The following is a 20,444-nucleotide window of genomic DNA, read 5'->3' as shown; positions in this document are numbered from 1 at the left end:
TTCCTCCTGCTCAAAAACATAATGTTCTCTAAGCCCACGACCGGATTTGAACCGGTGACCTCGTCCTTACCAAGGACGTGCTCTTCCTCCTGAGCTACGTGGGCAATGTATAACCCACAACAATTAAAACTGGAGCGGGAAACGGGGCTCGAACCCGCGACCCTCAGCTTGGAAGGCTGACGCTCTACCAACTGAGCTATTCCCGCTCTTTAATCCCGAATCATCGTTAATCCTTCGGGAATAACGAGCATTAGCCTGGTGGGGAGGGGAGGATTCGAACCTCCGAAGGCTTCGCCGACAGATTTACAGTCTGTTCCCTTTGACCACTCGGGAACCTCCCCCACTTACCTCAACAAAAAGACCGGCAGAACGGCTGAAATATTTAACTTTCAGCTATTCTTCCAGTGTGCTACAGCAAATTTATTTCTAAGCTGTTTTATCCGGTCTTGCAATTAGCTGGAGCTGGCGAAGGGAATTGAACCCCCAACCTACTGATTACAAATCAGTTGCTCTACCTTTGAGCTACGCCAGCAAAGGGCGTACTCCACCCTTAAAAAGGCTTAATTAATCAATAATATTTTCTCAGAGGTTTTATGTCAAGTAAAAACCTGTCGATTCCTTGAATAAAAAACAATAAAATCCACCATCCGTAAAACAAATAATTCAGATATCATTTCATCTCAACAGATAAATCAGAAAATATCAACAAGTCTGCTACTTGTCACAACTAAAAACCCGGTCAATCCAACCGGGTTTTGCAATATATGGTTACGCTCAATAAATGTAAAGTGGTTTTTTGATAATTTGCCTGTTGTAAATCATCAGGAAATTATTTGCCTCCCCCCCGACCGGGGAGCGCTTTGGCATTTACGTTACTCTATATTTTAGATACCACTTATTCGCATACTAAAGGCAGGCTATTGCAACATCAATAAAAAACAGTTTTTTGTTACCAGAGAATTCATCTCAGTTGTTCAGCCAATCCGGGAAGCATAATTATTCAGGCGATCCAGAAACAGTTCTTTTGACCACAGCTGCACAAACGGCAGTTCTTCCGCCGGGGACTTTGAAATGCCAATAGCCCGATAGAAGCTAAATATCCATTCCATTTGCCAACATGAGCAACTAAATAGTTTTGCCGTTACTAAAATAATGTCCTAAATTCCGAGGAATGTTCAAACCCTTTAAATATGTACGAATATTTATATTTGATAATCAGCCAGCCCGGTAAATATATATTTTTTACCGCGTTGATATAAATTCTTTCAGATCCGAATCCAGTATTCTTTGAAGCTCGACAAAATTGTCCCCGCTTGTTTCTGTGAGCAGAAAACCGAATACCGGATACTCCTTGTAATCGATTTTCCTGAGCTCTAACGGATTTTCAAACCTTGAAAGCAGTTTGTCGTAGTCAAAAGAAGTGACCTTATCTCCCTCTATGCCGGTTGAATTGTCCAGCACAATGAGAGCGTAAAGCTTTCCTTCTTTTCCTTCCAGAATCCTCGGCCACTGAGGCCTCTTCCGTGAGTAATAATACAGATAGGGATTAAACCCGTATGCCAGATATGAAATGTCCGCCGTTGTACACCAGGCGCCGAAACGCATCGGGTTTACTTCAACGGGCAGGAGAGTGCCGCTGTTCTCCCTGCGGAGCTCGATATGGACCGGGAAGTTTTTTACCCCGGTCAACCGGCCTATTTTCCCCGCGAAATCGGTGAACTCTTCAATATTATTTTCGATAATCTCCTTGGATGTAATATAAACCCTGTCACTGACATCTTCGTCTGAAGAAAATATATGTTTCAGGATACCTAAGATCACTGGTTCGCCCGAAGAATCATAATAGGCGTCAACGGCAAATTCTTCACCTTCAACGTATTCTTCGATAATGAATGACCCCGTATCTAACACCTTTTCCGGGTACAACCCTTTCAACTGTTTTATCTCCTCTGTTATCAAACCAATTGTCTTTACCCACTCTTCGCGTGTGGAAACCTTATAAACCCCCATGCTGAAAAATCCAACTGCCGGTTTGATAACAAAGGGGAGAGGAATATCCTCAAACCTTATCTCTTCTAAATCTCCAGCTCGAACCTCCATGAAGAACAGATCCCGAAAGACAGATTCAGTAAGCTGTCTGAATTTGATCTTGTCCTTGAATAAATCAATTTTGCCGGGCAGCCCGCTGAATGCCAGATTCTTTGATATCCATCCTATTGAGTTCTCAGATGTAGTATAAACGGAGGGATTATCAGAATTCCGAAAAATTTCAATTGCTTCCTCTTCACTCACAAGGTTAGTCCCGCTGTAAAGACCGAGCTTCTTTGCTATATCCGTACTTACAACGGGAATCGAGTTGTCCCGGACAGTCTTCTTGAAAAATTCCGAGATGTATGGTTTATCCGCGAAAAACATTATTTTGAAGTCCTCTGTTAAATTCAAATGCCGTGAAGAAGATTCCTTTCAGGAAAGTACTGACCGGAAAAGGAAGGGTTATTCTCCGTGAACTGTTTTCTACTCTTCGCTCAGCAACTGGTTTATCTTTTTTCCCAACTCTATTTTTGAAAACGGCTTCTGAATAAAATTAACTCCCTCATCCAATACGCCCTTTTCAGCAATAACATTCTTGGTGTAACCGGACATAAACAATATCTTAATATCAGGGTAATGGGACTTGAGTTTATCTGCCAGTTCGCTTCCGTTCATTTCCGGCATAATCACATCGGATATAAGCAATTTTATTTTATTCTCATTCTCCGCCGCGAGCTCGAAAGCCTCCCCGGCAGTACTGGCGGTCAGAACACTGTAGCCTAATTTCTCCAGTATCAGTCTTATTAATTCCAGAACACTGTTTTCATCTTCAACCACGAGAATTGTTTCGCCGCCGCCAATCCCGCCCCCATCTGTGCTTTCCTCGTTCGCTTTGCTCCCTTCACCTTTATGCCGGGGAAAGTAACACTTAACAGTCGTTCCTCTCCCCAGCTCGCTGTAAACATTAATAAAACCTCTGTTCTGCTTCATGACGCCGTAGATCATCGCAAGCCCGAGGCCGGCGCTTCCTTCTGAATCTTTCGTTGTATAATACGGTTCGAAGATATTGTCGAGCTCATTTTTATCAATACCGACGCCGTCGTCACTTACTGCCAGCATAACAAATTCGCCCGCGGTGAATCCGGCGTGTTTACCGCAATAGTCTTCATCCAAGAACACGTTTTCAGTCTCTATGATTATTTTACCGTTCCCCCCGATGGCGTCCCTGGCGTTTACGCAGAGGTTGACCAGAACCTGGTCGATCTGGGATTTATCCACCTTGACATTCCAGATTTCTTCTTCCGGCATCCAGGCCAGATCCACGTTCTCACCTATGAGTTGTTTCAGCATCTTAAGCATATCTTCAATCGTATCGTTCAGCCCCATAACCTCTGGATCAATAGTCTGCTTACGGGCAAAAGCCAAAAGCTGCCTGGTAATATCTCTTGACCGTTCAGCAGCTTTTTGAATTTCTAATAGATCTCTATAGAGGGGATTATCCGGCTTCAGCTTTCCAAGAATCAACTCCGTGTATCCTAGAATGACACTCAGCATATTATTGTGATCATGCGCCACCCCGCCCGCGAGCCGTCCTACAGATTCCATCTTTGTAGCCTGTATCAACTGCGACTGGAGTTCATTCCGTTTCTCTTCCATCTTCTTTCTCTCGGTGATATCCTCACAAACCCCCTCTATCCAGCCTTTATCGGGATATATCTTCGCGGAGTATCTGGCATAAAAAATTGAACCGTCCTTCCGGTAGAACCTCGCCTCGAAATTATTAATTTTCCCGTTCCTTCTGATTTCCTCGACCATTCTTTCCCTTGTTCCGGGATCAACATAGTTTTCAGAAGTTATATAGCTGCCAATCAATTCCTCTCTGCTGCTGTAACCGAACATTCTTGCCATCTGCTGATTACTTTCGAGAATCATTCCGTCTTCAATCTTTGTCCTGAATAATCCTACCTGCACGTTATGAAAAAGATCGCGGTATGTTTCTTCACTTTCCCGTAATCTTAGCTCGGCTTTTCTCTGCCCTGTAGTTTCCTGCACAAATCCCAGGAACCGGTCCCGGTTCATTTTGACCGCTGATATCCGCCAATATTTTACATTTCCGTTTTTATCTTTAAAGGGAAGTTCCTCATCGGAATATTCTTCTTCACAGAGGCGTTGAAAGTGAGAAACACCCATTTCCATGCTGTTAGCGGGCAAGAGGTCATGGATACTCATATTCAGCAGCTCCTCCTCTGTATATCCCGTAATCCCGGAGGCAGCCGGGTTGACTTCTACATAATTTCCCTCCATGTCGGCGACGAAAATGCCGTAGGGGGCTTTTTTAACATAGTTGCGCCATCTCTTTTCCTTATCCCTCAAGGTGCTTTCCAATTTTTTATGCCGGGTGATATCTTTCATCACACAGTATGTCTGTTTGAAGCGGCCGCCGGGGTCATAGCCAATTCGACCTTCAAACGACATAAATAAATAATGCCCGTCTTTATGCCTTATTCTAAACTGCGCGTCGTGAATATATCCGCGTTTTTTTAATTCCGGAAAATGTTTATCAAATTGCCGTTTGCTGTCCGGGTGCAGAAACTCCGCGAAATTTTTACCTGTAACTTCATCATTTTCATAACCGAGCATCTCCACCCAGGCGGGATTTACATCTATGAAACAGCCGTTTTTATCGAGGGAATGATAAGGCAGGGGAATATTTTCATACATTTTGCTGAATTTTTCATTTGTTTCACGGTGTAGACATTCCCTTTTCTTGCTCCCGGTAATGTCAAATAAAATATCGATCGCGCCTATTATGTCTCCGTTCTCGTCTCTAAGAGGTGAAGCCTTTGATAAATATCCCATTTGGCTCTCTGATGTTAATTCAGCTTCTTGCGGTTCGCCCGTCTCTATCGCTTCTATAACCGGACAGCCGCCGCAGGGTTTATCCAGTCCCCAGACAGCGTAACATTTATTCCCTTCTATCTCTCCGGGGGACAACCCCGCGCTGCCGGTGTAATACCTGTTTGCCCAGACTATATTGAACTCTGTGTCGAGAACGGCAATTCTGACGGAGGCTTGCTCTAGAAAACCCTTTATATCCTCTTTCAATATTTCCTTGATTTTCATTTCTATTCTCCGGCAATTCTCAACACTTAAACATTTTCAGGTCTTAAGCCCTTTTCCTTCCTGAAAGCTCAGCCTTCTTCACTCACCTTAGACTGATAAACTGTCACACTCAAAAAATCTTACCGTTCAACTCGCCGGGACACCTCAACCCGGGGGATAAATATCCCGGCATTTATTGGAACTTGCGATCGAAAATGTATGATAACAGTTATTATATAATCATCGTTCTTATGTTTCAATTCAAATCGAGAGGAATACCGGTTCAAAACATCTTCTATTCGACCTGTTTTGTCAAAACCAAGGTAGAACTAAACGAGCTTAGGGGAATATTGGTTTCGGCGATTTATCTCAGCTTGAAATAACTCCTGAAGAAATTTCCGCCCGTTGCCTTTCGCAATCCGTCAATATTTCTTTTCGCAGCCTCACTTCCCTTCTCGATGCACTCTTCGAGCCTTCCGAAATCTGTCCAGTGCATATCTCCCGTGTCAATTTCAACTACATAATCGGCTTTGCTAATGAGCATCCTGAACAGTTTCAACTTTGCCAGCTGGTCACCCCTCAGGATAACATCCATAGAGTTTCTAAGCCTTCCCACCGGGCGGGGGTCATACCCGAAAATAATTCCGATAACTACATCGGCGCCCAGTTCCCTCGCCGCGAGTACCGGATCATTAGCCGTCACTCCGCCGTCCACAAGCAACTTGCTCCCCATCTCTACAGCCGGGAATATTCCCGGAATCGCCGTGCTTGCCCTGAGAGCGTCCTTTATCAACCCCTCCCTGAATATCACATCTTCCCCGGATACCAGATCGAGCGCTACGGCGGCGAAGGGAATCTCTGTGTCTTCAAATTTTTTTTCATTATAGAATTCATCGAAAAATCTCTTTACAGGCTCCTCTGAAATAAGTGAAGGCTTTAAGAGCGCTTCAGCAAAGGTAACCCTCGATCTGGCCTTGTTTCTGATCCTGTCAAACCAGTTGTTCTCCCTGCTCGGTCTCAATCTGTCAAGTTTCAAATCCTTGTACATTTCAGATTTAACGAGTGAAAAGGCCGTTTGCTTCAACTTGCCGATATCCGGCTCGAGGGCGTAATTCGCTCCAATAATCGCCCCTATGCTTGTACCGGAGATAACATCGACAGGTATCTTGTTTTTCTCAAGAACTTCAAGTAAGCCGATATGAGCGAGTCCTTTTGCTCCGCCGCCCGCCAGCGCTAGACCTATCTTCTTTTTTCCAAATATCATCAAACACCCGCTGAATTTTTATAAAATTAACAGTCCCTATATTCAACCAAGAAGCCCGATTTGTCAAGAGATGTAAATATGGCAGCTTACAAGATTGCCATATAGAACTTGACTGCCGGTTGCTTCGGGCATTACTTTTGTTTCATACACTTAAAAAAGAAGGAATATAATATTGAAATCCAAGCTGGCCGATAAACGGGGATCTGAAAAGAAAAGGATTTTCAGAAGGGAATTTTCCCTGTTTATTTTCTCATTCTTTTCGATATGGATCCTCTCCTACATACTTGTTCGGATGAACCCCTCCATCACATCGCGCCTTCAGAATATTGTATCAAAAGAAATCGCCTTTTTCCTCAAACTGATGCGGTATGATTTTGATTTAAGGGGAAGCGTCTTTATATTTCAGACATCTCACGGAATTGAAAAAATGAGTGTAATAGCTGAATGCACGGGGCTTTATACCACGATGATATTCCTGTCGATTATCGGGGCGTTTCCGGCAAGAAACAGCGGAAAACTAATCGGCATTCTGATCGGCATTCCCGCCATCCATATTCTGAATATGCTCAGGATGATATTTATCTCTCTTATCCTTTACCATAAGAGATCGCTGTTTGGTTTTTTTCACGGATACTTATGGCAGGTCGGGTTTGTCGTTTTCATGCTTATACTGGTATTTCTGTGGATGAATAAATTCGCCCGGTTCGAAAAACCAGAAAGCGCCGGCGAGAAAAAATGAAACGAAAGGCCGCGCGGTGAAAATCAAAGAGTATTTTAGAAACACTGAAAATGCCGGTATCGGGAGATGGATATTGGTATTTGCCGTCCGTTTTACCGCCGCCTCCCTTCTCTTCTTTATACTGTATATCCTGGGTGGAAGTTACTACGCTAAGCTGATAGCTTACGGAGCAAAACCGGTTCTCGCGGTTTTCAGCCACGATGTAATAGTCGAAAAAGCCATGAATGTGACAGAAGATATAGCCATTAACCCCGTTGTCTTCTTCTCGCTCGTAACGGCTGTTTCGGGTATCAGACTGAAAAAGAAATTATCTGCGGCGGCGATCGGATTTCTGATCCTCACGGCGGCTAATATCCTGACCCTCTCGGCGGCTTTCTTGAGCTTCTACGAGAAAAGTGAAACGTTATGGTCCGGCACCGAATTCCTCAGCCTTACCATAAACTTCTTCCTTCCAATCCTTCTGTGGTTCGCTCTATTGCCGCTGGAAAAGGTTTTGCCGCTGGGCGGTTCGAGGGAACGTTGATCCGCCTGGTGTTTTCTATTCATTTGTGCGGGGTTTAACCTTGGAGCCTTCGGCGCTGTCCTCCACGATATAACCCATCTCTTTTATTTTGTCCCTAAGCGCGTCAGCTTCTTCGAACTCTTTTCTTTCTCTCGCCTTTTCTCTCTTCCGAACGAGCTCTAAAACTTCTTCCGGAATATCATATCCCGCGGCGGGAAGACCTTCTGCGAAGAGACCGAGAATATCATTAAACATATTCATAGTGTCTGTCAGCTTCTTAACCACGGCGGGATGTTCCGCGAGGTCTGTCCCGGAGGAGTTCTTGACCCTGTTGATCTCGCGTACCAGATGAAAAATGTGGCCTACCGCCTCGGCGCTGTTAAAATCATCATCCATCGCCCCCAGAAACTTATCCCGCACCTCGCCTGTGACCTCAGCCAGCTTCAGCGCCTTTTCCCCTTTGCCTGAGGTGCCTGAACCGCCGCCGCGGCTGAAGCATTCATCGAGATACATACAGGCATTCCTGATCCTCTCCAGCCCCGCTTCGGCTTCCCGCATAAGCTCTCTGCTGAATTCGGCTCTACTGCGGAAATGTGTTGAAATAAGATAAAAACGGATTACATCCCCTGAAAACTCCCTGTTTACCTCGTCTATTGAGAAGAAATGCTGTGTTGATTTAGACATTTTCTCGCCGCGTAGGTTCAAAAGCCCGTTGTGCATCCAGTAATTCACGAAATTCCTTCCCGTTGCCGATTCGCTCTGGGCTATTTCGTTTTCATGATGAGGAAAGATAAGATCCTCCCCGCCGCCGTGCATATCTAAAGTCTGACCGAGGTACTTCATCGACATGGCGGAACATTCAATATGCCATCCCGGACGCCCCCTGCCCCACGGGGAATCCCATGCCGGTTCATCCTCCTTGGCAGCTTTCCAGAGAGTAAAATCAAGCGGGTCTTCCTTGTTCTCTCCAGCCGCGATCCTCGCGCCGACCTTAAGGTCGTCTATCTTTCTGCCCGAGAGTTTTCCGTACTCTTTGAACTTTCTGACGCGAAAGTAGACATCACCCTGTGATTCATAGGCATACCCTTTTTCTTCCAATTTCCTGACGAGTTCGATTATATCATCTATATGCTCTGTGGCTTTCGGATAAACATCAGCGGGCAATATGCCCAGAAGGCGGGCGCAACGAAAATATTCATCTATATTTCTCTCGGCGAGGTCCTTAAAAGCAATGCCCTCGTCATTGGCTTTCTTTATTATCTTATCGTCAACATCGGTGAAATTCTGGACGTAAGTCACGTCATACCCTTTGAACATAAGATAACGCCTGATGATATCGCCGGAGACAAAAGCAAGCATATGACCCATATGCGGCTTTCCCTGTACGGTCAACCCGCAGAAATAAATACCGGCCTTCCCCTTTTCAACAGGTTTAAACTCTTCCTTTCTGCCGGTAAATCTATTGTACACCTTTAGAGCCATTAAAAAACTCCTTTCCAACAGCTTGACAACTTCATATATCCACTATCGAGGCTTCGCGAAATAACTAAATAAGATTCCGGACTGTTTCCTCATCCAGAGATTTAACAACTTCGACTATCAGCTTTACGGCATTATCAAAATCACTTCGATCCAATATTCCGGCGCCGCTGTGAATATAACGGGTCGGGATTCCGAAAACAATGGCGGGAACGCCGGACCTGTCCATGTGCAATTTGCCGCCGTCAGTGCCGCCTACCGATATAGAGCTGAAATGATACGGTATTTTCTTCTTCTCAGCTGTCGAGACAACCAGGTCTCTGAGCTTACGGTTTGGAATAAGAGAAGCGTCGTACACACAGATCGACACCCCGCCTCCGAGCTTTTCCATACCGCCTTCGGGAGCTCCGGGAATGTCCTGAGCTATCCCCACATCGACGGCCAGAGCCACATCGGGATTCACATAATGTCCGCTTGTAACAGCTCCTCTCAAACCTACTTCTTCCTGAACAGTTCCCACACCGTAAACCCCGCAGGGCGGATCAACAGAGCTGAGTTTTTTTAAGGCTTCCACAACGGCCATACATCCAATCCTGTTATCCCAGGCCTTCGCCAGATAGGTCCTGCCCCCGTTTAGAGGGAGAAATTCTGTGTCTGGAACAACTGGATCTCCGGGCATTACACCCAGATCTTCAGGTTTTTCGTCACCCGTAAGCCCTATATCTATATAGAGATCTTTCGCTTTTATCTCTTTTTTTCTTTCTTCCGCCTCCATATGAAACGGACTCTTAGAGGCAATTACTCCGTTTATCCAGCCCTTGCTTGTCTTTATCCTCACCTGAAGTCCGAGAAGCCGCGGTGCCCACCATCCTCCGATCTTATTGAATTTAATGAAAGAGCCCGAGAAATGAGAAACCATAAGTCCCACTTCATCCATATGGCCGGCGATCATAACCCTCGGCTTCTTGCGCCCCTTCTTAAGACGCCCGACGAATGAGCCGAGACCACATTTTTCAATCGAGGCAACCTTTCCGAGATGCTTCTCCATCAGCGCGAAGACCTCTTCTTCAGCTCCTGAGACACCCGCCGTTTCGGTAAATTCCTTCATCATCTTCTCTATCCGATCCATCATTCCCTCCAGTTCTATCTCCCGGGTAAAAAACTGTCTTTATTTATATTAGCTGTTTTAAAATTCATCACTTTTTTCCGCTTCTCTCAAGAGCCAGAAGACATATCTTCTCAATCAGCATGTCAAAAGGTATGCCGGCCTGACCGGCCGCCATGGGCACGAGACTCAGCTGGGTCATTCCGGGAAGGGTGTTAAGCTCAAGGCAGAAGATCCCGCTCTCGCTGTCGACCCTGAAATCCACCCTCGCGTAATCACGGCACAGAAGAGTATTGTAGGCAATTAAAGCCTGGGTTTTCAAGCTTTCAGCGCAAGCAGGCTCTATCTCTGCCGGCACAACATATTCGCTGCTTCCTTTTGTGTATTTACATTTGTAATTATAGAATCCTCCCTCGGGAATAATCTCAACCGGGGGGAAAGCCTCCCCGCCTACGACAGCTACGGTCAATTCTCTTCCGGGAATATACCTCTCTATTATGAGTTTATCTCCGAACTCGGCTCCCTTTTTCAGCGCCCCGTCCAGCTCGGAAGCCTTCTCTACAAAGGAAAAACCCACGCTTGATCCCTGAGAGTTAGGTTTTACAACAACGGGGAATCCGATTCCTTCTCCTATCCTCTTCTCTATCTCTTTGTCTGCCGCGCCTTGCCGGCAACTGTAAAGAATATGTTCAGCTGTCTGTACACCGGCTTGGCTCATAAGGGCTTTCGATAGATCCTTGTTCATCGCTATGGCGCTCCCCAGAATCCCGGCCCCCGTGTATACAACGCCGGCGGTCTCGAGAAGAGCCTGCACGGTGCCGTCTTCTCCGGCTCCGCCGTGAAGCGCGTTAAAAAGCAGATCCGCGCGCCCAGTCCACTCGCCGCGAAGCCAGCCCAGCGACTCAGCGGAGTCAACCCGCGGAACCTCTTCGGGAGGTTCCGTGTCAATCCCTGAATTTTCCCCTTCGCGGTATTTTCCATCCGGACGAGCAGAGTCGACGGGAAAGACTTCGTGCCCGCGCCCGCGCAGGGCCTTTATTATTTCACCGCCGCTGGCTAAGGATACATCCCTCTCCGGCGAATCACCGCCGAGAAGTACCGCCACTTTAAGTTTTCTTATATTTTTTTCCAAACTTAAGCCTTTCAATTCTTATTCCGGTCGCTATTATCAGCGGGAAAGAAAGAGTGCCCCGGAAAGCTTTAAATAGTTCATCTCCTGCTCTTCGAATAGGCGTGCTTTAAAGAATCAAGCACATCCTCTTTCCCCTTTATCATTATAATCGAAGAAAGATCGGGACCATGTTCTTCTCCGGTCAAAGCAACCCTTAAAGGTTTATAGAGATCTTTTCCCTTAACTCCCGCCTTCTTTCCTGAACTTTTTATAACATTTCTAACATTTTCGCCCGTCCACTCAGATATATTTTCCACTCCTTCAATTAGATACCCTATCAGCTCTCCGCTTTCCGCCAGGGTCTCCAGCGCCTCAGGGCTGAATTCCGGCTTCCGCGGCGAGAAGGGGAGTATTAAGGTCTCGATTTCCGAAAAGTGTGACATATTCTCTGAAATCACATTAAAGATCTTTTCAATCTCACCGCGTTTATATCTTTCCACAAAATATTCGGGGAAATACTTCAGGGCTGACTCTAAATACCTCTCCGCTTTACCGGCGCGTATATTCTGAGCGGAAACCCAATCGAGCTTTGTGACATCGAAGATGCTCGGGCTTTCCGAGACACGCTCAAGTGTAAACTCGCTTATCAGACTCTCAAGCCCCATAATTTCCCTTTGATCCGGACTCGACCATCCGAGCATGGCAAGATAATTCACGACCGCGTCCGGGGGGTATCCCTTCCTTCTGTAGTCTCTGACATTGGGAGCTCCGTGCCTCTTGCTAAGCTTAGACCTGTCCGAACCGAGAATAAGCGGTATGTGGGCAAACTCCGGTATATCCATGCCGAGTGCTCCGTAAACCATTATCTGACGGAGTGTATTAGAGAGATGCTCCTCTCCTCTTATAACATGCGTTATTTTCATAAGGGCGTCGTCGACAGCGGCCGCGAAGTTATAGGTTGGAAGGCCGTTTGACCTTAGAATCACGAAATCACCCACCATCCCCGGAGGAAAGACAACGTCCCCCCTGATAATATCTTTAATCCTTCTTTCTTTTTCCGCATCTACAATGAAGCGCGTGCTTTCCGGAACGCCTTCTTTTCTCTTTTCCTCTATCTCGCCGGCGCTCAGATGCCTGCAGGTCCCGTCATACCTGGGCGGAAGGCCTTCCTTTATCATCCGTTCTTTTTTGCGGGCCAGCAGCTCCTCGGAACAAAAACAGGGATACGCCTTTCTTTCACTGACTAATCTACCCGCGTAATCACTATAGATATCTATTCTTTCAGACTGACGATATGGACCGAAATCGCCGCCTGAACCCGGGCCTTCATCCCACTTCAGGCCGAGCCATTCTATATCTTCAAGCATCGCCGTTTCCAGCTCGGCGCTGGAGCGCTTCCTGTCGGTATCTTCTATACGAAGTATAAAACTGCCTCCCTCGTGCCTGGCGAAGAGCCAGTTGAAGAGGGCGGTTCTGGCGCCGCCGACATGCAGATAACCTGTCGGACTGGGCGCGAATCTAACTCTTACTTTTTCCATAACACCTTCCCGCCTGCACAAAAAAAATTCTTATTCTTTTATTTACTATTTCCCCGCGCTCTTTCAAGGGCGGCTTGCCGCAAGTCAAAGCAAAGGGTGCTTTCCAGCCCCGGAAACTTTCATGCTTAATCATTCTTAAGCAGCGCGACCGCTCTTGCTTCCATTGCCTTTCCTCTTCCAACCTCCCCCATACCTTCCCCCCTCGTAAACTTAACAGATACCGCGGAGCGATCTATTTCAAGGGAACGGGCTATATTATCTGTCATTTCAGGACGGTAGGAAGCTAAACGGGGATTCTCGGCGTTTACGATCGAATCGATATTGACTATTTTGAATCCGGCGTTTGAAATAAGTTCTGATATCTTTTCAAGAATAATCAGACTTGAAAGCCCCCGAAACTCCTCACTTTCGGGGAAATGCCGCCCAAGATCCTCCAGATTAGCCGCCCCGAGCAGGGCGTCACCCACGGCATGGGAAAGCACATCCGCGTCAGAATGACCGTCAAGCCCCTTGTGATACTCTATTTCCACACCGCCGAGAATAAGATCTCTTCCCTCGGTAAGAGGGTGAATATCATAACCGATACCAACCCTGTAACCTTCGTCGCCCACTAATTCTCACCTGCCCTTCATTCTGACTCAGCAAGATCGAGCTTCTTCTCTGTCAGAAAACTTAAAGCCACTTTAATATCATCTTTGAAGGTTACTTTGATATTCCATATCTCACCCTCGACGACCTTTACCGGCAGGCCGGCGGCCAGGACAAGAGAACTTTCATCGGTGGCTGTTCTTATGCTTTCTTCAGCCGTATCATAAGCCTCTCTTATAATTTCAGGGGCGAATGCCTGCGGGGTTTGAATCCCGACAACCCTCTCGCGCGGCACTATTCCTTCAAGTCTTTCATCTCTTATTCTCGCGAGCGTCTCGGTTGCTTGAAGCACCGGGACGGCCGCCCCGGATTCCATGCCGGCATCTACTACCTTCCGGACGAGACTGGGCGAAACAAAAGGTCTGCAGGCGTCATGAACGAGAATGAGACGGGCGTCTTTTATTTCATCCAAACCGATATTCACCGACTGCTGACGGGAATTCCCTCCGGCAATCACCCGGCATTTTGCGTCAGGAACTTCGGCTGTGAGCTTCTCCTCCGCCTTCTCCTCCCAGCCTGAAGGTACGAGAACAATAAATTCGATGGATTCATCAATTATGTTAATACTCTCTATCGATCTTGCCAGCAGGGTTCTCCCCTCTATCCGGAAAAAACTCTTAGGAATTTCCTTTCCGAATCTTTTTCCCCTTCCGGCTCCAGCTATAATGCAAGTAATTCCGCCTTTAGCCATATGTTGCCTTTCTCTTCCTGAATAATTAAGTTAGAATATTTCCAATTTCAGATACTTCCCCGGATTCTTCTTGATATCCTCTATCAGTTCCTCGAGCTCAATCACCGTGCTCTGAAGACGGTCAATAAACTCTCTGTCATTCAAAAGCGTTCCGGCCGTAGAGTCGGATGATTTCAGTCCTTTGGATATATCAACGAGAAGGGCCGTTAATGTGTCCACTCTCCCCACCACTACCGGCATTCTGCCCATTGTAGTATCGAACCCGGCAATTATCCTCTCTATTTTTTCTGAATTCCTTCCGAGTATGGAATCTATTCTCATGCTCGAGCTCTTGAAAGCCTCCGTGCTTTTCTTAAAGTCGGGAGATGTCTCTGAAATTAAACTCCTCAGCTGATCTGTTATAACGGCGAGATTCTCTATTGATCTCTTCAATTTGCCTTCCCCGGTCAGGATTCGGCTTATTTTCCCTATATTCTCTGAAATATCGTTCAGCCCGTCCATGACATCGCTCAGGGAAGAGAATGTTTCCGATATCCCGGGCTTGTAAACGCCTTCCAGTGTGGCGCCCTCCTGAATAGCTTTTTCCGAAGTGCCCCTTACTATCAGAATCACCCTTTCGCCCAGAAGCCCGTGAGATTGTAAAATCACTTTCGAATCCTCCGGAATAAAAGTTCCCGTGTCTATTCTCATCCCCACATCAACCCTGTCCCTTAAGAGTTTGACATTATGAACTTCACCCCTTTCAACCCCATTTACATTCACGGCGTCCCCGGGGCTGATTCCGCCAACCATTGGAAAAACGGCGTAGATCTGATAGCTTTTCCTTCCGATTTTAACCCCTTCAAACCACATAAGACCGGCTATCAAGATAAAAAGGGCGGCAACCACGGTAACTCCCACCTTCAATTCAAGTGATCTGAATTTCATTTTACTCCTCGGTCAATAATCCTGTTCAGCTGAAACCTGTCAGCTCTGTATTAAGCGGCAGCTTGTCTATCTACGTTCCGATCGGTAAATTGCCCTCGACAAATCCCTTTACTAAAGGATTATCCGAATTTTCAACTTGCCGGGGCGTACCCTCATATACAATCTTCCCTTCGTGAAGCATGGCTATTCTGTCACTCACAATATACGCGCTCTTTATATCGTGAGTGACGATAACAGATGTTATCTCCAGTTCCTTCTGCAGGTTCAGGATTAATCTGTTTATCACACCTGACATAACAGGGTCAAGTCCCGTTGTGGGTTCATCGTAAAGAACCACTTCCGGATCCATCGCCACAGCCCTCGCCAGGGCAACTCTCTTCTTCATACCGCCGCTTAATTCCGAAGGGTATTTCTCCGTAACGTCGGCAAGTCCGACAAGATTCAGTTTTTCAAGAACAATCCGGTTTATCCTGCCTATATCATACTCTGTGTGTTTTACAAGGGCGAGCGCCACATTTTCACCCACTGTCATCGAATCAAAGAGCGCTGAACCCTGAAAGAGCATACCAAAGTGCATTCTCATTTTAAATAATTTTCTGGTGCTGAATTTCGTTATATCCTCATTCTCGAAGTAGATCTCTCCCGCGTCGGGCTTCATCAGGCCCGCGATATTCCTGAGCAGCACACTTTTGCCGCATCCGCTTCTCCCGATTACAACAACGGTTTCTCCTTTAAACACATCCAAATCAAGACCGGTGAGCACATGCTGCCCTTCAAAGGTCTTCGAAATATTGACAATCCGGATCACCGGGCGGCTGTTTGTACTTTTGCTGTTATCTGTCATATACTTTCACCCCCGGCCTTTACACCGCGAATATGATACGGAATATTATCGTCGCCAGCAGATAGTTCGAAACAAGAATCAGAAGGCAGGACGAGACAACGGCTTTCATCGTCGAGAGACCGACTCCCTCGGCACCCTCCTTCGTCGCGAAACCATAATAGCAACCCATGAGCGAGATTATAAATCCGAAGAAAAAGGTTTTCATCAATCCCCCGACGACATCCTGATATCTGAAGAGGAGTTTCAGTCCGTCGGCAAAAACGTTGTAGTTTATTCCGATGGAAAACTTCGCCACAACCATACCTCCTAGAATAGCGAGAAAATCTGAAAACACGGTCAGTACGGGAAGCATGATAACAGCGGCGACTATTCTGGGGAGAACGAGATATTCGATTGGATCAACGGCGATCATTTCCATCGCGTCGAGTTGTTCAGTGACCTTCATCGTTCCGAGTTCAGCGGCCATCGCGGCGCTCACCCTTCCGCCTACAACAAGTGCCGTAAGAACGGGTCCCAGCTCCAGCGTGACGGTTTTCCCGACTACGGCGCCGAGGTATTGAAGCGGTACGTATCCATGAAACTGGTATGCCGCCTGAACAGCGGTAACCGCGCCCACAAACAATGACGTTACGAGCACCAGCGGGATCGACCCGACCCCTATTCTCTCCATCTGCTTAAACAGGCTTCGAAGATTACGGGGCAGTTTTGGAAGACGGCTGAAAACCCTCAGGATAAGCAGACCTATCGCCCCCGCCTCTTCTAAGAAATTGACAATGAGTCTGCCTATAAGGAAAAACAATCTGAATAACCGCCTTCAATAAATCGTTATACCGAATCCTTCTAATTACAAATACCGTAAAACCCGGTAAACCTGTTTTTGACAGCCTCACATATAACCACCCTGCTGATCAACTTTTTTCCGTAAGGTACGGGCGGTCTTAGACAGAATCAGTCCACTTCACCCGGAACGTCGATGTCTGTGAGGGAACGAAATCTCGTGTACTTCTTTTCGAACAACAGATTAACGGTGCCTGTAGGACCATTACGCTGTTTCCCTATTATCAGTTCCGCTTTTCCTTCATGTTCCGGATCGTCCGGATGATAGAATTCAGGCCTGTAAAGAAAAAGAACGACATCCGCGTCCTGCTCGATAGCTCCCGATTCTCTCAAGTCGGACAGCATCGGGCGTTTGTCTCCTCCCCGTGATTCTACCGCCCGGGAAAGCTGCGAGAGGGCTACAACCGGCAAATTCAGCTCCTTCGCGAGGGCCTTAAGCGAACGTGATATAAATGATATCTCCTGCTGCCTGTTTTCCTTCCCGATATCTAAGCGTATAAGCTGAAGATAATCGACGAGGATAAGTGCTATGTCGTGTTCCGCCTTCATCCTTCTCGCTCTCGCTCTCATTTCAAGCGGCGTTATAGCGGGAGTGTCGTCTATAAATATCTTCGCTTCAGAAAGAAGACCTGCGGCGTTCGTAAGCCTCTCTATATCCTTAGCCGATGTAAATCCTCTCCTGACTTTCTGTGAATCCACTTCGCCTTCAGAACAGAGGATCCTTTGAGCAAGGAGTTCCTTCGACATTTCAAGACTGAAAACCGCGACCGGTTTCTTCTCGGTGAGACCCACATGCTGTGCTATGTTCAGCGCGAAACTGGTTTTGCCCATTGAAGGCCGCCCCGCGACTATAACCATTTCCCCGGCATGAAGTCCCGCCGTGTATTTATCGAGGTCAATAAATCCGCTTGAAACCCCCGTTACACTCTCTCTCGTTTCATGAATTCTCTGTATCTCTTCAAAACGGTCTTTGAGAACATCCTTGATATGAGCAAATCCCTGACTCGCCCTTTCTTCAGAAACATGGAAAATACGCTGCTCGGCTTCATCGAGGATCGAATTCGCGTCCGTGCGGCCTCTGTAACAGCTCTCCGAAATCTTTGTGGACGCCCGGATAAGCTGCCGGAGCAGATACTTTTCAAGCACGATTTTCGAGTAGTATTCTATATTCGCGGCTGAAGGCACACTGTCAACAAGCTCAGTGAGAGTCGCCATGCCGCCTATAGCCTCCAAGTCATCTGTCTTCGTAAGTTCCTCTGAAAGGGTCATCACATCGATGGGTTCACGTCTTGTAAAAAGGGAGACCATCGCCCTGAAAATCCTTGAGTTCGCCGGATGGTAGAAGGCCTCCTTGTTTACGATCTCTATTGCCCTGGGCGCTGCTTCCGCCTCGAGCATCATTCCGCCCAGCACGGCCCTCTCGGCCTCAATCGACTGCGGAGGAACTCTTCCCATATTTATTCCGGCGGTATCCTCTTTTATCTTATCTGTCACAAAACCCTCCATAGGGCAGATGAATGATTACCTTCTAAAGTTCCTTTTCTTTCGCTTCGCTGTAGATCGTTTTGAGTAATTTCATATCTTCCCACGTCGGCCTTTTGAAATGAGGATTCCTCAGCAGGGCGGCCGGATGATAAGTCACTATCGTCTTTATCCCATTGTAATAGTGAATCTGTCCTCTCATTTTCCCGAGAGGAGTTTTGCTTCTAAGCAGATTCTGCGCGGCGACGCGGCCGAGGGCGCAAATAACCGCCGGATTTAAAAGCTCGAGCTGCCTTCTAAGATATGGCTCACACGCGCTGATTTCATCCTCTTTCGGGTCCCTGTTCCCCGGGGGGCGGCATTTCAGAATATTGGTTATAAAGACCTCATCCCTTTCAAGATCTATCGCGCGCAATATTTTGTCGAGGAGCTTGCCCGCCCGGCCCACAAAGGGCTCCCCCTGAAGGTCTTCGTTCTTCCCCGGGGCTTCCCCGAGGAATACTATGCCGGAAGATGTCCCGCCGGCTCCGAACACGGTGTTCGTTCTTTTTTCTGAAAGCCCGCAGCGCGCGCAGCTGGAGACTTCCAGCTTGAGCCCTTCAAAATCGAGTTCGCCGAGTTTATCTTCACTTCCGGAGGATCTCTCCTCGAACAAAGTGTCCTGAGAGGGGCCGCGCTCGGAATATCTTATTCCGTTCTCAACTTTTACTTCCTTTTCAGCCTCATGATCCCTTTTCATATAACCTTCGCCCTTATCCTCTCTGGCGGTTTCCGCGGCGGAACCGGAGAAGCTGCCGGCATCCTTTGTGCTCTCAGCGTGTGCTCTCTCTTTTTCAGTACGGTAGAGAATATTACTTCCTCTCTTTAATCTTCCGAGCAAGTAGTTTCTCACCTCAAAGAGGATATCAGTTCCGGCTTCGCGATTCAATTCTAACCCTTCTTTTTTCTTTCCGGGGTCAATAATTCCTTTAATATTATTCCCGCCGCTTCTTCCTTTGAAACAACCGGCGTTGAGAGCAGCTTCCCCGATTTGTCAAAAAGTGTTATCTTGTTTGTGGGAACGGAAAAGCCGCTTTTTTCTCCAATCATGTTGAGAACAATAAAATCACAATTTTTATCTTTAAGTTTTCTCATGGCTTTCCGCTCGCCGCCGGAAGACTCCAGCGCGAACCCTATAACACGCTGATTTTCGGACTTTCTTTTTCCCGCCAGAGCGAGGATGTCGTCTGTCTTCTTAAGCTCAATAGACAGCTTCTCTTTATCCCTTTTGATCTTTTTATCTTTCGGGTCGCAGGGAGTGTAGTCCGAGACAGCGGCTGCCATAATAAGCACGTCGCAGCCGCCGAATAACTTTAGAACCGCGTCTTTCATTTCAGCCGCGGTTTTTACTCTCGTAACGGCATCTGTCCGTGGGGGAGGAAAATCGGCCTGTCCGTGAATAAGTGAAACCTCAGCTCCCATATTCACTGCCTGCTTTGCTATGGCGAAACCCATCTTTCCGGAAGATCTGTTCGATATATACCGAACGCTGTCGATCTCTTCTTCAGTCCTTCCGGCCGTTATGAGAACCCTTACTCCTTCAAGCCGGCCCCCACCCTCAAATGAGCTCGCGATCCTCCGCTTTATATCTTCCGGTTCCATCATTCTTCCCCTGCCCGTTTCACCGCAGGCAAGGTCTCCGGAACCGGGCTCGATAATAACCCTATTATCTTCCCTCAGCGTCTTGATATTCCTCTGTGTCGCCGGATTAAGCCACATTCCTTCATTCATGGCCGGAGCTACAAGCACGGGGCATCCGGCGGCGCACACAACAGAGCTTGCCAGATCGTCGGCTATACCGGCGCTCATTTTAGCCATAAAGTCAGCCGTCGCGGGAGCTACTATAATCCTCTCGGCCCAGCCGGCCAGATCAATATGAGGAATTTCCGGCGTGTCCCTTTGATCAAACAGTTCTACCCGCACAGGGTTAGACGATAATGTTTCAAATGTTAACGGAGTTACAAATCTGGTCGCGGCTCTGGTCATCACGACCCTGACCCGAGCCCCTCCGCGTACCAGCAGACGAACCAGATAAACGGACTTGTAGAGGGATATCCCGCCTGTGGCAACGAGAAGGATTCTTCTTTCATTCAAGCTTTTCTGAT

The 20,444-nt window shown here is 47.2% G+C and carries 18 protein-coding genes and 4 tRNA genes; 2 read left to right on the top strand and 20 right to left on the bottom strand.

Annotated features, from left to right (window positions below; all coding sequences use genetic code 11):
- Window positions 1-31 precede the first annotated feature (31 nt).
- From U5O15_08570 to U5O15_08535, 8 genes are all read right to left on the bottom strand, one after another.
- Window positions 32-104 (bottom strand) — tRNA-Thr (locus tag U5O15_08570).
- 26 nt (window positions 105-130) lie between these two features.
- Window positions 131-206, bottom strand: a tRNA-Gly gene (locus U5O15_08565).
- A gap of 50 nt (window positions 207-256) precedes the next feature.
- Window positions 257-341: transfer RNA gene (locus U5O15_08560), tRNA-Tyr, on the bottom strand.
- A gap of 116 nt (window positions 342-457) precedes the next feature.
- Window positions 458-532, bottom strand: a tRNA-Thr gene (locus U5O15_08555).
- 442 nt (window positions 533-974) lie between these two features.
- The gene (locus U5O15_08550) at window positions 975-1,109 is read right to left on the bottom strand and encodes a hypothetical protein (protein MDZ7860694.1); all 135 of its coding nucleotides are present in this window, start codon (window positions 1,107-1,109) and stop codon (window positions 975-977) included.
- A gap of 133 nt (window positions 1,110-1,242) precedes the next feature.
- Entirely contained in the window at window positions 1,243-2,415 is a 1,173-nt protein-coding gene (locus U5O15_08545; protein MDZ7860693.1) for an ATP-grasp domain-containing protein, read from the bottom strand.
- Window positions 2,416-2,514: 99 nt separating this feature from the next.
- Window positions 2,515-5,154, bottom strand: a complete 2,640-nt coding sequence (locus U5O15_08540; protein ID MDZ7860692.1) for a PAS domain S-box protein — start codon at window positions 5,152-5,154, stop codon at window positions 2,515-2,517.
- A gap of 343 nt (window positions 5,155-5,497) precedes the next feature.
- Complete coding sequence (locus U5O15_08535; protein ID MDZ7860691.1) at window positions 5,498-6,397, bottom strand: patatin-like phospholipase family protein; 900 nt, start codon at window positions 6,395-6,397, stop codon at window positions 5,498-5,500.
- A 172-nt stretch (window positions 6,398-6,569) separates the two neighbouring features.
- Here U5O15_08535 and U5O15_08530 point away from each other — a divergent pair, with 172 nt between their 5' ends.
- Window positions 6,570-7,136, top strand: coding sequence for an archaeosortase/exosortase family protein (locus tag U5O15_08530; GenBank protein ID MDZ7860690.1), 567 nt, complete (start codon window positions 6,570-6,572; stop codon window positions 7,134-7,136).
- A 16-nt stretch (window positions 7,137-7,152) separates the two neighbouring features.
- Entirely contained in the window at window positions 7,153-7,659 is a 507-nt protein-coding gene (locus tag U5O15_08525; protein MDZ7860689.1) for a hypothetical protein, read from the top strand.
- Between the two features lie 15 nt (window positions 7,660-7,674).
- Here the strand turns inward: U5O15_08525 and cysS are convergent, their stop codons facing one another.
- From cysS to coaBC, 12 genes are all read right to left on the bottom strand, one after another.
- Window positions 7,675-9,120, bottom strand: a complete 1,446-nt coding sequence (cysS, locus tag U5O15_08520; GenBank protein MDZ7860688.1) for a cysteine--tRNA ligase — start codon at window positions 9,118-9,120, stop codon at window positions 7,675-7,677.
- Between the two features lie 64 nt (window positions 9,121-9,184).
- Window positions 9,185-10,246, bottom strand: coding sequence for a M42 family metallopeptidase (locus U5O15_08515; GenBank protein MDZ7860687.1), 1,062 nt, complete (start codon window positions 10,244-10,246; stop codon window positions 9,185-9,187).
- Between the two features lie 67 nt (window positions 10,247-10,313).
- Window positions 10,314-11,354, bottom strand: a complete 1,041-nt coding sequence (locus tag U5O15_08510) for a D-alanine--D-alanine ligase (protein ID MDZ7860686.1) — start codon at window positions 11,352-11,354, stop codon at window positions 10,314-10,316.
- Window positions 11,355-11,431: 77 nt separating this feature from the next.
- Window positions 11,432-12,871, bottom strand: a complete 1,440-nt coding sequence (gene gltX, locus U5O15_08505) for a glutamate--tRNA ligase (GenBank protein MDZ7860685.1) — start codon at window positions 12,869-12,871, stop codon at window positions 11,432-11,434.
- A 125-nt stretch (window positions 12,872-12,996) separates the two neighbouring features.
- Complete coding sequence (gene ispF / locus U5O15_08500; protein MDZ7860684.1) at window positions 12,997-13,482, bottom strand: 2-C-methyl-D-erythritol 2,4-cyclodiphosphate synthase; 486 nt, start codon at window positions 13,480-13,482, stop codon at window positions 12,997-12,999.
- 17 nt (window positions 13,483-13,499) lie between these two features.
- A complete protein-coding gene (ispD, locus tag U5O15_08495) occupies window positions 13,500-14,210 on the bottom strand; it encodes a 2-C-methyl-D-erythritol 4-phosphate cytidylyltransferase (GenBank protein MDZ7860683.1) in 711 nt (236 codons plus the stop codon).
- A 30-nt stretch (window positions 14,211-14,240) separates the two neighbouring features.
- Window positions 14,241-15,137 carry an MlaD family protein gene (locus U5O15_08490; protein ID MDZ7860682.1) on the bottom strand — a complete coding sequence of 299 codons (897 nt, stop codon included), beginning with the start codon at window positions 15,135-15,137 and terminating at the stop codon, window positions 14,241-14,243.
- A gap of 70 nt (window positions 15,138-15,207) precedes the next feature.
- On the bottom strand, window positions 15,208-15,945 hold the full coding sequence (locus U5O15_08485) for an ABC transporter ATP-binding protein (GenBank protein ID MDZ7860681.1): 738 nt from the start codon (window positions 15,943-15,945) through the stop codon (window positions 15,208-15,210).
- Between the two features lie 55 nt (window positions 15,946-16,000).
- The gene (locus U5O15_08480; GenBank protein MDZ7860680.1) at window positions 16,001-16,780 is read right to left on the bottom strand and encodes an ABC transporter permease; all 780 of its coding nucleotides are present in this window, start codon (window positions 16,778-16,780) and stop codon (window positions 16,001-16,003) included.
- Window positions 16,781-16,929: 149 nt separating this feature from the next.
- The gene (gene dnaB / locus U5O15_08475) at window positions 16,930-18,312 is read right to left on the bottom strand and encodes a replicative DNA helicase (GenBank protein MDZ7860679.1); all 1,383 of its coding nucleotides are present in this window, start codon (window positions 18,310-18,312) and stop codon (window positions 16,930-16,932) included.
- Window positions 18,313-18,346: 34 nt separating this feature from the next.
- Window positions 18,347-19,228, bottom strand: coding sequence for a uracil-DNA glycosylase (locus U5O15_08470; GenBank protein ID MDZ7860678.1), 882 nt, complete (start codon window positions 19,226-19,228; stop codon window positions 18,347-18,349).
- A 2-nt stretch (window positions 19,229-19,230) separates the two neighbouring features.
- The gene (gene coaBC, locus U5O15_08465) at window positions 19,231-20,433 is read right to left on the bottom strand and encodes a bifunctional phosphopantothenoylcysteine decarboxylase/phosphopantothenate--cysteine ligase CoaBC (GenBank protein ID MDZ7860677.1); all 1,203 of its coding nucleotides are present in this window, start codon (window positions 20,431-20,433) and stop codon (window positions 19,231-19,233) included.
- Window positions 20,434-20,444 lie beyond the last annotated feature (11 nt).

The organism is Candidatus Krumholzibacteriota bacterium, from assembly GCA_034520215.1.
Lineage (GTDB): Bacteria > Krumholzibacteriota > Krumholzibacteriia > Krumholzibacteriales > WJIX01 > JAGHBT01.
This window is presented reverse-complemented; position numbering and strand designations above follow the sequence as displayed.